General features: G+C 51.1%; 17 protein-coding genes. All 17 read left to right on the top strand.

All coding sequences use genetic code 11. The features are described from left to right. The first annotated feature begins 22 nt into the window (after positions 1-22). Entirely contained in the window at positions 23-376 is a 354-nt protein-coding gene (locus HMPREF9944_RS01950; protein WP_008564079.1) for a DUF3408 domain-containing protein, read from the top strand. Then, positions 373-963: a hypothetical protein gene (locus HMPREF9944_RS01945; RefSeq protein ID WP_008564077.1), complete on the top strand. Its 591-nt coding sequence runs from the start codon at positions 373-375 to the stop codon at positions 961-963. The genes HMPREF9944_RS01950 and HMPREF9944_RS01945 overlap by 4 nt, the downstream gene beginning before the upstream one ends. A gap of 29 nt (positions 964-992) precedes the next feature. Continuing rightward, the gene (locus HMPREF9944_RS01940; RefSeq protein WP_008564076.1) at positions 993-1,733 is read left to right on the top strand and encodes a ParA family protein; all 741 of its coding nucleotides are present in this window, start codon (positions 993-995) and stop codon (positions 1,731-1,733) included. After that, positions 1,721-2,326, top strand: coding sequence for a hypothetical protein (locus tag HMPREF9944_RS01935; protein WP_008564075.1), 606 nt, complete (start codon positions 1,721-1,723; stop codon positions 2,324-2,326). Before HMPREF9944_RS01940 ends, HMPREF9944_RS01935 begins: the two co-directional genes overlap by 13 nt. Positions 2,327-2,470: 144 nt before the next feature. Continuing rightward, the gene (locus HMPREF9944_RS01930; protein WP_004341665.1) at positions 2,471-2,770 is read left to right on the top strand and encodes a DUF4134 domain-containing protein; all 300 of its coding nucleotides are present in this window, start codon (positions 2,471-2,473) and stop codon (positions 2,768-2,770) included. 4 nt (positions 2,771-2,774) lie between these two features. Beyond that, on the top strand, positions 2,775-3,152 hold the full coding sequence (locus HMPREF9944_RS01925) for a DUF4133 domain-containing protein (protein WP_004362402.1): 378 nt from the start codon (positions 2,775-2,777) through the stop codon (positions 3,150-3,152). Then, entirely contained in the window at positions 3,149-5,635 is a 2,487-nt protein-coding gene (locus HMPREF9944_RS01920) for a TraG family conjugative transposon ATPase (RefSeq protein WP_008564073.1), read from the top strand. The genes HMPREF9944_RS01925 and HMPREF9944_RS01920 overlap by 4 nt, the downstream gene beginning before the upstream one ends. Before the next feature lie 149 nt (positions 5,636-5,784). Then, positions 5,785-6,414 carry a DUF4141 domain-containing protein gene (locus HMPREF9944_RS01915; RefSeq protein ID WP_021663181.1) on the top strand — a complete coding sequence of 210 codons (630 nt, stop codon included), beginning with the start codon at positions 5,785-5,787 and terminating at the stop codon, positions 6,412-6,414. 2 nt (positions 6,415-6,416) lie between these two features. Continuing rightward, on the top strand, positions 6,417-7,493 hold the full coding sequence (gene traJ / locus HMPREF9944_RS01910) for a conjugative transposon protein TraJ (RefSeq protein ID WP_008564070.1): 1,077 nt from the start codon (positions 6,417-6,419) through the stop codon (positions 7,491-7,493). A gap of 19 nt (positions 7,494-7,512) precedes the next feature. Further along, positions 7,513-8,136 carry a conjugative transposon protein TraK gene (gene traK, locus HMPREF9944_RS01905; protein ID WP_008564069.1) on the top strand — a complete coding sequence of 208 codons (624 nt, stop codon included), beginning with the start codon at positions 7,513-7,515 and terminating at the stop codon, positions 8,134-8,136. After that, entirely contained in the window at positions 8,133-8,465 is a 333-nt protein-coding gene (locus HMPREF9944_RS01900; protein WP_018920027.1) for a TraL conjugative transposon family protein, read from the top strand. The genes traK and HMPREF9944_RS01900 overlap by 4 nt, the downstream gene beginning before the upstream one ends. After that, positions 8,416-9,777 (top strand): conjugative transposon protein TraM, encoded by a 1,362-nt coding sequence (traM, locus tag HMPREF9944_RS01895; RefSeq protein WP_008564067.1) that lies wholly within the window; start codon positions 8,416-8,418, stop codon positions 9,775-9,777. The genes HMPREF9944_RS01900 and traM overlap by 50 nt, the downstream gene beginning before the upstream one ends. A gap of 38 nt (positions 9,778-9,815) precedes the next feature. Beyond that, positions 9,816-10,736: a conjugative transposon protein TraN gene (traN, locus tag HMPREF9944_RS01890; RefSeq protein ID WP_008564066.1), complete on the top strand. Its 921-nt coding sequence runs from the start codon at positions 9,816-9,818 to the stop codon at positions 10,734-10,736. Position 10,737: 1 nt separating this feature from the next. Beyond that, positions 10,738-11,322: a conjugal transfer protein TraO gene (locus tag HMPREF9944_RS01885; RefSeq protein ID WP_008564065.1), complete on the top strand. Its 585-nt coding sequence runs from the start codon at positions 10,738-10,740 to the stop codon at positions 11,320-11,322. Between the two features lie 2 nt (positions 11,323-11,324). After that, entirely contained in the window at positions 11,325-12,170 is an 846-nt protein-coding gene (locus HMPREF9944_RS01880) for a toprim domain-containing protein (protein WP_044113170.1), read from the top strand. A 27-nt stretch (positions 12,171-12,197) separates the two neighbouring features. Continuing rightward, positions 12,198-12,659, top strand: a complete 462-nt coding sequence (locus HMPREF9944_RS01875) for a DUF3872 domain-containing protein (protein ID WP_008564063.1) — start codon at positions 12,198-12,200, stop codon at positions 12,657-12,659. Beyond that, the gene (locus HMPREF9944_RS01870; protein ID WP_008564062.1) at positions 12,643-13,152 is read left to right on the top strand and encodes a lysozyme; all 510 of its coding nucleotides are present in this window, start codon (positions 12,643-12,645) and stop codon (positions 13,150-13,152) included. The genes HMPREF9944_RS01875 and HMPREF9944_RS01870 overlap by 17 nt, the downstream gene beginning before the upstream one ends. Positions 13,153-13,332 lie beyond the last annotated feature (180 nt).

Below are 13,332 nucleotides of genomic sequence, written 5' to 3'. Positions count from 1 at the left end.
GAAACAGAAAAAAGATCGACCAATGGCAGGTAACAAGTCCTGCAGAGAACGAAAAAGCGTCTCTTCAAAAGTAACCATCCGTAACTCCACCACGCTCATCGAGCATTCCGAGGGACACCCTACAGGTCTCCTTCAGGAAGGGAGAAGCGATTACGAAACCGCCTTTCTGCAACCCCTGAACATCGGAGACCGAAAGGGCGTGTTCATTTCCAAAAAGACACAGGAAGAGATTGCCGAAATCGTCTATGTGGCAGCCGCAGGCAAACTGACGATTGGAGCATTCGTAGAACATATTCTCCGGCATCACTTAGAGAGTCACCGTGATGAGATAGACGCCTTGTTTGAGCAACAGTTCCGTAAACGTTTCGAGCGATGAAGCAGGTGATTGTCATTCTGCTGTCGGTAGGCTTAGCCTATCTCGGCAGCGTACAGGTTGCCCGCTTTCTGTACGGACGCTATCGGAGTGCCGTGAGACTCTACCGTGACCTGCAACTCTTTTTCAAGGAACGGGGCAAAGGGAAAGTCGTCGTTACCATCCGTATCCCCAAAAGGGAATCCTACCAAGAGGAGAATGTCCTTTTAGCCGAGTTGCCCATTGAAGAAGAGCAACAGGAACAGACACCTGAAACGGGAATGTCGGAAGAGACCTCTCCAGACATTTCCAAAGGGGAAGAGGATTATGTATTGATGGAAGTCCAAGGAGAAAGCCACTCCCTTTCGGAAAGTATCACCGTGGAAGAACTGCAACAAATGGGTAATGTCCTCTCCTGCAAGAATGCTCCGATAGAGGAAGCCACGAAAGCCGCTGAAACCATCTATAAGATACACGACTCCCCAATGTTCCATGCAATTAAGAAAGCGGCTGGAGAGCGTGTTCGGGAACTACTGGAGCGCGTTGCCGAAGAAGCCCCGAAAGAGGTTCAGTCAGGCAACTTCGATTACAAACGATTTATCAAGACATAGTATTCACCCGTTCAAAGCAAAGAGAAAATATGAGTAAACCCATTTATCTCGCCATCGCTTCCCCCAAGGGAGGTGTCGGCAAAACCTCGCTTACGGTACTTGCCGCAAGCATTCTGCATTACCACAGAGGATACGATGTCGCCGTCGTGGATTGCAACCATCCCGTCTATACCATCGCCCGTCTGCGGCAACAAGAGTCGGAAGAACTGAATCATCAAAGGCTGATGCGCCTGAAGCATCGGGCATCCTATGTCACTTATCCGATTATCTGCACTCCGGTGCGGGAAGCCTTGAACAGGGTGGAGCGACATTGTGCGGACAATCCCCCTCGCTGCATCCTCTTCGACCTCCCTCCATTGATGCGTACCGAAGGGACGGTGGAGCTGCTTTCAGCAATGGATGCCGTCGTCTTTCCCGTTACGGGCAGTCCGATGGATATGGAAGCCGTCCGCCATTTCATAGACATCTTGGGAGAGCAGATACTGACGATGGGCAAGGGCAATATCAGAGAACTTTACCTGCTTCGCAATATGATAGAGGCTTGGGAACGTAAGGATGCCGACGAACGCTGTCGCACCCTTTCCGATGAAACGGGAGTCCTCTTGATGCAGACCTCATTGAGCCACTCCCGTTTGTGTCGTCCGCTGCTTTCCGAACGCAGAAGAGGGGTATGCACCCTCTTCCCACCCCACGGAGGGAAGTTGAGCAGGCTCTGTATTGAGTTGGGTAATGAGCTTCACGAAATCCTGCAACGCCTATGTACCGAATAGTCCTTGCCGCTCTCTTGCTCTACCTTTTGTGGCTACTTCTTTTTCTCTTGTATGAGGGGGAAATAAGAAAGAAGGGAGCATCCCCAAAAGAGCCTTGTCAAACGGTCTGTGAAGCCGAAATCATCGGTAAGAGTCGCTTTAAGATAAGCCACTCGACGCCACAAGTACGCAGTTATCCAAAAGGCGAGGCAGAAGCAAAAAAGGCTTCTACATTTGCCCTCGAAAACGGACAAGAGCCATCGGAAGAGCCGGATGATCTGCCCGACATAGATGAGTTTCCTTTAGTGTATGAGTCTTCGGATGCTTCATCCTTTGAAGAAGAGGAAGATGAAGAACTTCCCGTATCGGGAAAAAGCGAATATGCCACGGGAATTGATTTCGAACGGGTGCTGGAAGCCTTGTCGGTCATACACCGAAACGCCTCTTCCATAGCGGAGCGACAAAGAGCCGGTGAGACATTGACCGAATTGGAAGGCACTCGTCTGATGGAAACACTCCGAAGCGACAAAGTTCGTTCTTCCACGATAGACGATATTGTCCGCAACCGTTTTGAAGAGCTTTATGTTCCCTCTGACGGCAGGGACAAAGAGTAACAAACCCATTAAAAAGTCAAAGACGATGAAAGAAAAAGAGTACGGCTGACATATGAGAGAAGCCACCACTGAAATCCGAAAGTAACAACAGTATTCACCCGTCGGGAGGACATATCCAATCCTCTCGGCACAAAACAAAGATTTATGACCAAAAGACATTTCCTTATCGCAGCCATTCTGCTGCTTTCCATTTCCTCTGCCTTTGCCCAAGGCAACGGTTTGTCGGGTATCAACCAAGCCACGAGCATGGTGACGAGTTATTTCGACCCTGCCACGAAACTCATCTACGCCATCGGTGCGGTCGTGGGACTTATCGGAGGGGTAAAGGTCTATTCAAAGTTCTCGTCCGGAGATCCGGACACCTCGAAGACCGCCGCGAGCTGGTTCGGAGCCTGTATTTTCCTTATCGTGGCAGCCACCATTTTAAGAAGTTTCTTCCTCTAAACCTATGGAGACCTATCCCATCAACAAGGGGATCGGTCGCTCGGTAGAGTTTCAGGGACTCAAAAGCCAGTATCTGTTCATTTTCGCCGGAGGGTTGCTTGCCCTTTTCGTGCTGTTTGTCATCCTCTATATGGCGGGTGTCAATCAATGGATCTGTATCGGCTTCGGAGGGACTTCCGCATCCATTCTGGTGTGGCAGACTTTCTCCCTGAACAAGAAGTACGGGGAACACGGGCTGATGAAGCGTTCCGCTTTGCACAGCCACCCTCGATACCTCATCAACCGACGACGCATTCCCCGTCTGTTGCGGCACAAGGAGCTGCCAAAACGAAAGAGAAGAGAGAATAAAAGAACGAACAAAGGAAAGGAGGAAAGACAATGAGAAACGTACTGAAAGCCACCACGCTGGAAAACCGCTTCCCGTTGCTTGCCGTCGAAGAGGGGTGCATCCTCTCGAAGGACGCCGACATCACGGTCGCCTTTCGGGTGGACTTGCCCGAACTCTATACGGTGACAAGTGCGGAGTATGCTGCCATCCATTCGGCTTGGGTAAAGGCGATCAAGGTATTGCCGACCTACAGTGTCGTGCACAAGCAGGACTGGTTTGTCAAGGAGGGTTACCATCCGGACTTGCAAAAGGAGGATATGAGTTTCCTCTCCCGCAGTTTCGAGCGACACTTCAACGAGCGACCGTTCTTGAATCACGCCTGCTACCTGTTCCTGACCAAGACAACCAAGAACCGCAGCCGGCAACAGAGCAACTTCTCTACCCTCTGCCGTGGGCATATCATCCCCAAGGAGGTACGGGACAAGGATACCGCCCGCAAGTTCCTCGAAGCCACCGAGCAGTTTGAGCGGATTATGAACGAGTGCGGTTTTGTTCGTCTTACCCGACTGAACGACGAAGAGATTGTCGGCACGGAGGAAAAACCGGGACTGATAGAGAAGTATTTCTCACTCTCCCTTTCCGACACGACGGTATTGGAGGACATCGACCTGAGAGCCGACCGTATGCGTATCGGCAACAAGCGGCTCTGCCTGCATACGCTCTCCGATACGGAAGACCTGCCCGGGCTGGTAGGCACGGATATGCGCTATGAGCGTTTATCCACCGACCGCAGCGACTGCCGCCTTTCCTTTGCCGCTCCCGTAGGGCTGTTGCTCTCGTGCAACCACATTTACAACCAGTATGTCTTGATTGATGACAGTGCCGAGAACCTGCAACGCTTCGAGAAGAGCGCACGGAACATGCATTCGCTCTCCCGTTATAGTCGCTCCAACCAAATCAACAAGCAGTGGATTGACGAGTATCTGAACGAGGCGCACAGCTTCGGACTTACCTCCGTCCGCTGTCATTGCAACGTCTTGGCGTGGAGCGAGGAAGAGGAGGAACTTCGCCGTATCCGTAACGACGTGGGCAGCCAACTCGCACTGATGGAGTGCAAGCCTCGACACAACACGGTGGATGTGCCGACGCTGTTCTGGGCGGGTATTCCCGGCAATGAAGCCGACTTTCCTGCCGAAGAGAGTTTTTACACGTTCATCGAACAGGCGGTATGCTTCTTCAATGAGGAGACCAACTACCGTGATTCGCTATCTCCGTTCGGCATCAAGATGGCAGACCGCAGTGGCAAACCCATTCATCTCGATATCTCCGACCTGCCGATGAAGAAAGGCATCACCACGAACCGAAACAAATTCATCTTGGGTCCTTCGGGCAGTGGCAAGTCGTTTTTCACCAACCACCTCTTGAGGCAGTATTGGGAGCAGAACACCCATATCGTCTTGGTGGACACGGGAAACAGTTATCAGGGCTTGTGCGAGATGATACGCCACAAGACGCAGGGCGAGGATGGGGTGTACTTCACCTACTCGGATGAGAGCCCCATCAGCTTCAATCCCTTCTATACCACCGACAAGGTGTATGATGTGGAGAAAAGGGAGAGCATCAAGACACTGCTGCTGACCCTTTGGAAGAAGGATAACGAGCCAGCCACCCGTTCGGAGGAGGTCGCCCTTTCCAATGCCGTGTCGCTCTTTATTGAGCGTATCAAGGCGGACGATGGTATCGTACCCTCGTTCAACAGCTTTTACGAGTATCTCACCACTGACTACTCGGCATTGCTCCGTGAGAAAAAGGTCAGGGAAAAGGATTTTGACTTGGCCAATTTTCTCAACGTGCTGGAGCCGTACTACAAGGGAGGCGAATATGACTACCTGCTGAACTCGGACAAGCAGCTCGACCTGTTGAACGCCCGCTTTATCGTCTTCGAAATCGATTCCATAAAGGATCATCCCATCCTTTTCCCCATTACCACCATCATCATTATGGAACTCTTCATCAACAAGATGCGACGTCTGAAGGGAATACGGAAAGTCATCCTTATTGAGGAGGCTTGGAAAGCGATTGCGTCCGCGAATATGGCGGGATATATCAAGTATCTCTACAAGACGGTAAGAAAATTCTTCGGTGAGGCGGTCGTGGTGACGCAGGAGGTGGATGACATCATCTCCTCAGACATTGTCAAGGAGTCCATCATCAACAACTCCGACTGCAAGATACTGCTTGACCAGCGCAAGTACATGAACAAGTTCGACCAGATTCAGGCACTCTTGGGACTGACGGACAAGGAGCGGGGGCAGATACTCTCCATCAACCAGAGCAACGATGCCACACGGTCGTACAAGGAGGTGTGGATCGGACTGGGAGGTGTGCAGTCTGCTGTCTATGCCACCGAAGTGTCGAAAGCCGAATACCTCACCTACACGACGGAGGAGACCGAGAAGATGCGCGTACTCGCCCGTGCCGAGCAACTCGGCGGAAATATGGAGCTTGCCGTCAGGCAGCTCGCCGAAGAAGAGTAATCAATGAATGTTTAACCGCGTAATACAACAAGTCCGAAAAATATGACGTCATATTTCAAGAAAACAGTCGACTGATTTTTAGATTTACTCGACTGATTTTTCCGAGTGGCTCGAACGACATTGTATCTACGCTAAAATCAATTTGAAAAATGAGAAAGAAAATTTTAATGCTTATGGCGTGCGGTTGCCTCTTGGCAGGCAGCGCACACGCCCAGTGGGTGGTCACAGACCCCACCAATCTTGCACAGAGTATCATCAACACGACCAAGGAAATCGTGCAGACCTCCAAGACGGTCAAGAACACGCTTGACAACTTCAAGGAGGTCGAGAAGCTCTACAATGAGAGCAAGAAATACTACGATGCCCTGAAAAAGGTGAACAACCTCGTGCGGGACGCCCAAAAAGTAAAGGAGACGATTTTGATGGTCGGAGAAATCTCCGACATCTATGTGAAGAACTACAAGAAGATGCTCTCTGACCCGAACTTCCGTCCGGAAGAGCTGGTCGCCATTGCCAACGGCTATACCAAACTGCTCGGGGAGAGCAACAACCTGCTCAAGGAACTCAAGCAGGTAGTGAACATCACCACGCTGAAGATGACCGACAAGGAGCGTATGGACGTGGTGGATCGCTGCTACAAGGAAATCAGGGATTACCGCAACCTTGTGCGTTACTACACGAACAAGAACATCTCCGTGAGCTATCTCAGAGCCAAGAAGCAGCAGGACACCGACCGGGTGCTCTCGCTCTATGGAACGGATAACGAAAGGTATTGGTAATCATGGGAGCGGAATTTGACAACCTGCACCAAGTCCTCCGTTCGCTTTACACGGAGATGATGCCTATGTGTGGTGACATGATAGGTGTCGCCAAAGGCATTGCGGGCTTGGGCGCGCTCTTTTATGTGGCACTCCGGGTATGGCAGACGCTTGCCCGTGCCGAACCCATCGACGTCTATCCGTTGCTCCGTCCCTTTGCGCTCGGTCTCTGCATCCTCTTCTTTCCGATGGTCTTGGACACCATCAACGGCGTGCTCAGCCCCGTTGTGCAGGGGACGCACAAGATGCTCGAAAAGCAGACTTTCAGCATGGACGAATACCGCAAGTTGCGGGACAAGCTGGAATACGAGGCGATGGTGAGGAATCCCGAAACAGCCTATCTGGTGAGTAACGAAGAGTTCGACAAGAAACTGGATGAACTCGGTATCTCTCCCTCGGATATGGCGACGATGGCGGGTATGTATGTGGAACGCAGTATGTACAATTTCAAGAAATGGTTTCGCAATATGGTACGGGAGTTCTTGGAACTTCTTTTCGCCGCTGCCGCCCTGCTTATCGACACGCTTCGGACATTCTTCCTGATTGTCCTCTCCATTTTGGGACCAATAGCCTTTGCCATCTCCGTGTGGGACGGTTTCCAAAGCACCCTCACGCAATGGTTCACGAGGTATATCTCCATCTATCTGTGGTTGCCTGTGGCGGACTTGTTCAGTTCGATGCTGGCAAAGATTCAGGAACTGATGCTCAAACACGACATCACGCAGTTGCAGAATGATCCCACCTATACGATAGATGCTTCGAACGGTGTGTACCTCGTCTTTATGATGATCGGTATCATCGGCTACTTCACCATTCCGACGGTGGCAGGCTGGGTGATACAGGCGGGCGGAATAGGCAACTATGGCAAGAACGTGAACTATGCGGCAGGAAAGGGTGCCAATATCGCAGGCGCCGCGGGTGGAGCCGTTGGCGGTTTTGCCATGGGACACGGAAAACAGGTCTTGCGTAGTGCAGGACATAAAGCCAAAGAGGTGGCAGGGCAGCTTTTCCACAGGAGAGGCGGCAATGCTCCCGAATAATAAATAAAAATGAAAAGCTATGGAATTTAAGTCATTAAAGAATATCGAAACGAGTTTCAGGCAGATACGCCTCTTTACCTTGGTCGTCATCTGCCTGTGTGCTGCCCTTGCGGGCTATTCGGTATGGAGTGCCTACTCCTTTGCCGAAGCCCAACGGCAGAAAATCTATGTGTTGGATGGCGGTAAGTCGCTGATGCTCGCCTTGTCGCAGGATCTGTCGCAGAACAGACCCGCAGAAGCCAAGGAGCACGTGCGCCGCTTCCACGAGTTGTTTTTCACTCTTTCGCCCGATAAGAGTGCCATCGAGGGGAATATCTCCCGTGCGCTGCTCTTGGCGGACAAGAGTGCCTACAATTACTATCGGGATTTCTCCGAGAAAGGATACTACAACCGTATCGTGGCAGGAAATATCAATCAGGTCGTGCAGGTGGACAGCGTTCTCTGTGACTTCGACAGCTATCCCTATGCGGTACGGACGTATGCCCGGCAGATGATTATCCGTGCGACCAACGTGACCGAGCGCAGTCTCGTGACCGTATGCCGCCTGCTCAATACGAGCCGCAGCGATGACAATCCGAATGGCTTCAATATCGAAGGATTCGAGATTGTGGAGAACAAGGACATCAGTACCCGTAAGCGATGAAAAAGAAAAGTCTGTTCCGAATGATGCAGGAGGGAGCGGAGGCAAGACTCCGCCGCCTGTGCGGACGCATCCCCGCTCATCTGAGGCTGTATGTCGTCCTGACGATGCTTCTTTTCTTCGCTTTCCTTGCCAATTATGTTTTCTTCAGCGGTTTGTTCCGCCTCTTCTCCGACGGAGACTCCGAGGAGGAAGCGTTACCAGAAATCGAGCATATAGAAGCTCCTGACGTAAGGCGGCTCTATCCCAAAGACAGTATCAACCTATTAAAGTATTACGATTATGTTCCCATTCAAAAGAAAGACAGCCTCCGATACGAGCACCTCGCCTGAGCTGACGGAGGAAGAGAGACAAAGGCGAAAGAAGTTTGTCATCTATCCCCTGATGTTCCTGCTTTTTGCAGGCTCTATGTGGCTCATCTTCGCTCCATCGGAGAAAGAAGAGGAGAAACAGGCGAAGGGATTCAACACGGAAGTACCCGACCCGACAGCAGCCGAACTGATCGGTGATAAGAAGAAAGCCTACGAGAAGGAGATGATGGAGGAGAAAGAGCAGGAGCGCAGCCGCGCGATGCAGAGTCTGAGTTCCATGTTCGGGGAGATGACAGGAGGACAACCGGAGCAGAGTTCCGAAGAGTTGGCATTAAAGACGGATTTGTCGGAAAGAGATAACGGCTTTGGCTCTCGCACTGCTGCTCCGCAAGACGGCTTTCACGCCTCTGCATCAGCCTACCAAGACATCAACCGCACGCTCGGCAGTTTCTATGAAGCACCGAGGGAAGACCCTGAAAAGGAAGAACTGCGTGCCCGATTGGCAGAGTTGGAAAACCGTCTGAGCAGCGAACAGCAGTCGCCCGCCATAACCGTGAACGACCAGATGGCACTACTTGAAAAGTCCTATCAGTTGGCGGCAAAATATATGCCGTCGGGCGGTGGACAGTCCTCTTCCAATATGGCATTGGCATCGGACGGGGAGACGGCTTCCGAAGGGAAAGCGGTCGTAACTACCCGAAACGGGAAGGCGGTAGCCTTTCCCGTTTCCCCCGTGAGCGAACAAGTGGTGTCGGCTCTGGCACAGCCGATGAGCGACTCGACTTTCCGCTCCGAATATGTCAAGGAGAGGAACTACATATTCCATACCGCCATCGGAACAGCCCCGCTGACGGAGAAGAATACCATCTCCGCCTGTGTACATACCCGGCAGACGGTTACGGACGGGCAAACGGTACGTTTCCGTCTCTTGGAGCCGATGCTGGTATCCGGTAGGGAAATCCCTCGGAACACCTCGGTGGTCGGCGTGGCGAAGATACAGGGTGAACGCCTGAACGTACTCATCTCTTCGCTGGAATATCACGGGAACATCATCCCCGTGGAGTTGGCGGTGTACGATACGGACGGACAAGCTGGGATATTCATCCCCGGCTCGATGGAGCGCAGTGCCGCGAAGGAGATTGTCGCAGGAATGGGTACTTCCGCAGGTAGCAGTATGAACTTCTCCACTGATGCGGGCGCACAGCTTGCCGCTGATTTGGGGAAGGGACTGATACAAGGCACCTCGCAGTATTTCTCTAAGAAAATGCGTACCGTCAAGGTACATCTGAAGGCTGGTTACAAGGTATTGCTCTACCAATCGGACAACAAGTAATTCACAGTTATTATTCACCACTTTAATCCAAAGTAAAAATGAAAAGAACAGTTTTAGCCATCGCCCTGATGCTGGGCGCAGTCTGTGCCAACGCACAGGAAACAACTTCAAGCGGAGATCTCTATCAGGGGCTGACTCGCAAAATTGCCTTTGAGCGGATGATACCACCCCACGGTTTGGAAATTACCTACGATAAGACGGTGCACATCATCTTCCCCTCTGCCGTGCGCTATGTGGATCTGGGTTCGCCCAACCTCATTGCGGGGAAGGTGGACGGGGCGGAAAACGTCATCCGTGTGAAGGCGACGGTCAAGGACTTCCACGAAGAGACGAACATGAGCGTCATCACCGAAGACGGTGCATTTTACACCTTTAATGTCAAGTATGCCAACGAGCCGCTGTTACTCAATGTGGAAATGGCGGACTTCATCCACGATGGGGAGAGCGTAAACCGTCCGAACAACGCCATGGAGGTCTATCTCAAGGAACTCGGAAGCGAAAGCCCGATGCTGGTAAAGCTCATCATGAAATCCATTCACAAGGAGGACAGGCGGGCGGTGAAGCACATCGGCAGCAAGTCCTTCGGTATTCAGTACCTGCTCAAAGGGATGTACTCGCACAACGGACTGCTGTACTTCCATACGGAACTGCGCAACAAATCCAACGTGCCGTTCGACATCGACTTCATCACGTTCAAAATCGTGGACAAGAAAGTCGCCAAGCAGACCGCCATGCAGGAGCAGGTACTGCTTCCGCTGCGTGCCTACAACTATGTTACCTGCGTGGCGGGACAGAAGAGCGGTCGCACGGTGTTCACCCTGCAAAAGTTCACTATCCCCGATGACAAGCAGCTCATTGTGGAGATGCACGAGAAGAACGGCGGAAGAAACCAGTCTTTCGTTGTGGAGAACGAAGACCTTGTGCGTGCGAGGGAAATCAACGAACTCAAAGTGAAGTGATATGAGAAAACTCGCATTTTTCCTGTTTGTCGTGTCGCTTGCCCTCTTCACAGAGCAGGCGCACGCCCAGCGTTGTCTGCCCAAGATAAAAGGTATACGCCTGACCACAGGTATGGCGGACGGTTTTTATTCTTCCTCTTCTAAGAATGAGACGGGCTATACGTTCGGGGCTTCGCTTGCCACCTATGCCAAAGGCGGACATCAATGGGTGTTCGGAGCGGAATATCTCCGCAGATACCATTCCTATCGCGAAAGCCGTATCCCAGTGGAGCAGTTCACGGGCGAGGGAGGTTTCTTCTCAGGCGTGCTTTCAGACGGAAGTAAAACCTTTTTCCTATCAGCAGGTATTTCCGCCTTGGCGGGCTATGAGACGGTCAATGGTGGAAAGAAACAGCTCTTTGATGGCTCCACACTACGTAATAAAGACGGTTTTATTTACGGTGGGGCAATCACCCTACAGGCGGAGACCTATCTGAGTGACCACCTTGTACTGCTGCTCTATGGCAGGGAACGTTGTCTGTGGGGAGGTGCTACGGGGCATTTTCATGCACAGTACGGTGTCGGACTGAAAATCATGATGGACTAACGATGGACGCACGACGAATGAGAGCAATTTCGATTGCGGACTTCCTGAACGCAATGGGGATTCAGCCGAGCAAACAGAAAGGAAATGCCTTGTGGTATTCCGCTCCGTACCGCATGGAGCGGAGACCCTCCTTCAAGGTTGATATAAATAGAAACGTATGGTTCGACTTTGGCATTGGCAAAGGCGGCGACATCTTCGACTTGGCAGGAGAGTTTATCGGAAGTAAGGATTTCCTCCTGCGGGCGGCATTCATCGCCAAGAGCAGCACGTGTCCGCTTCCCATAATAGAACGTCCACAAAGGAATGAAGAGAAAGAACCCTTCTTTGAGGATATTTGGGTACGTCCATTACAGGATAGCAAATTGCTGGGGTATCTGAGGGAACGGGGCATTTTCGCCGATACTGTCATAACTAATTGCGAGGAGGTTCGATACCGTGTGCATGGCAAACGGTACTATGCCATCGGCTTTCGTAACAATGCAGGAGGATTGGAACTGCGCAACCGCTTTTTCAAGGGTTGCATACCGCCGAAGGACATTTCCTTGAAGCGTAACGGCTCGGAGGTATGTGCCGTATTCGAGGGCTTTATGGATTACCTCTCGGCTATGCAATTAGGTATCATCGCTTCGGACTGGCTTGTTCTTAACTCCGTCTCCAACGTGGAGAAGACGGTGAAAGTGCTTGACTGCTATCGAAAGATAGAATGCTATCTCGACAATGACGATGCGGGACGGAGAACTTTGGAGAGGCTGAGGGCAGACTTCGGAGAAAAAGTCATTGACCGTTCCTCCCTGTATGCCGACCATAAGGATTTGAATGACTACCTGCTGTTTCAAAGGCAGGTGTGAGTGTATAATATTAAAATGTAACGAACAATGAAGAAGAAAATATCGAATACGATTTGGGTAATGGGAGTGCTTGCCCTCGCCGGGTTTTGTCTATCTGCTTGTAATCACGAGTTGGATATTCAGCAGGCGTACCCGTTCACGGTAGAGACGATGCCGGTGCAGAAGCACATCGTCAAGGGACAGACGGCGGAGATACGCTGCACGCTTAAACGACAGGGACAATTTGAAGATGCACGCTATACCATCCGATATTTCCAACCCGACGGGAAGGGGATATTGAAGATGGATAACGGTACGGTCTTCAAGCCTAATGACCGTTACCCGCTCACGAAAGAGGAGTTCAGGCTCTACTACTCATCCGCTTCCACCGACCAGCAGACGATAGATGTGTATGTGGAGGACAATTTCGGACAGACGGTAAAACTCTCATTTGAGTTCAACAGCCAAAAGGACGAGGAAAAGGAGAAACCGAATGGAGATAAGAAGTAAACTTGTCGTCTTTTGTCTTGCCTGTCTTTCCTGCTTACGGCTTTCCGCTCAGGATGGTAGAAATGTACTTCTCTCACTGCCACCATTCGAGCGTGCCATTGTCTGTATCAAGCATTTCGAGGGCTTACACGGGTTCAAGGACGTACCCTATGTCGGATACGGTCATAAGTTGCAAAAGGGAGAACGCTTTACGGCAGCGATGACGGAACGACAGGCGGACTCGCTGCTTCGGGCAGACCTGATGAAGCGTTTGATGAAGTTTAAGGACTATGGCAAAGATGCCCTGCTGCTTGCCGTCTTGTCCTACAATGTCGGAGCGGGCAGATTACTGGGATATGGCAAGCATCCCAAAAGCCGACTAATACGAAAGATAGAGTCGGGCGACAGGAATTTCTATCGTGAATTTGTCTCTTTTTGCCGATACAAAGGCAAAGTTCTGCGAGGACTTGTCAAACGACGAAATGTGGAGTTTGCCCTGTTTTATATACCCTGATTATCAAATACGCTTCTTGCGACATTTTTATGCTCCGCAAGGGGCGTTTTTCTTGCTGTTTATTCGCCTTTCTCGCTATGAATGAGTAACTTTGCAAAAAAAACAATAATTGTTATGTACAGAGGATTCAATTTATTATTAGAGGATAATTGTTTCATGGTGTCAATATTCAAGTGAGCA

The sequence above is a fragment of the Segatella maculosa OT 289 genome (assembly GCF_000243015.1).
GTDB lineage: Bacteria > Bacteroidota > Bacteroidia > Bacteroidales > Bacteroidaceae > Prevotella > Prevotella maculosa.
The sequence above is the reverse complement of the archived record's forward strand: the minus strand, read 5'-3'. Positions and strand labels throughout refer to the sequence as shown.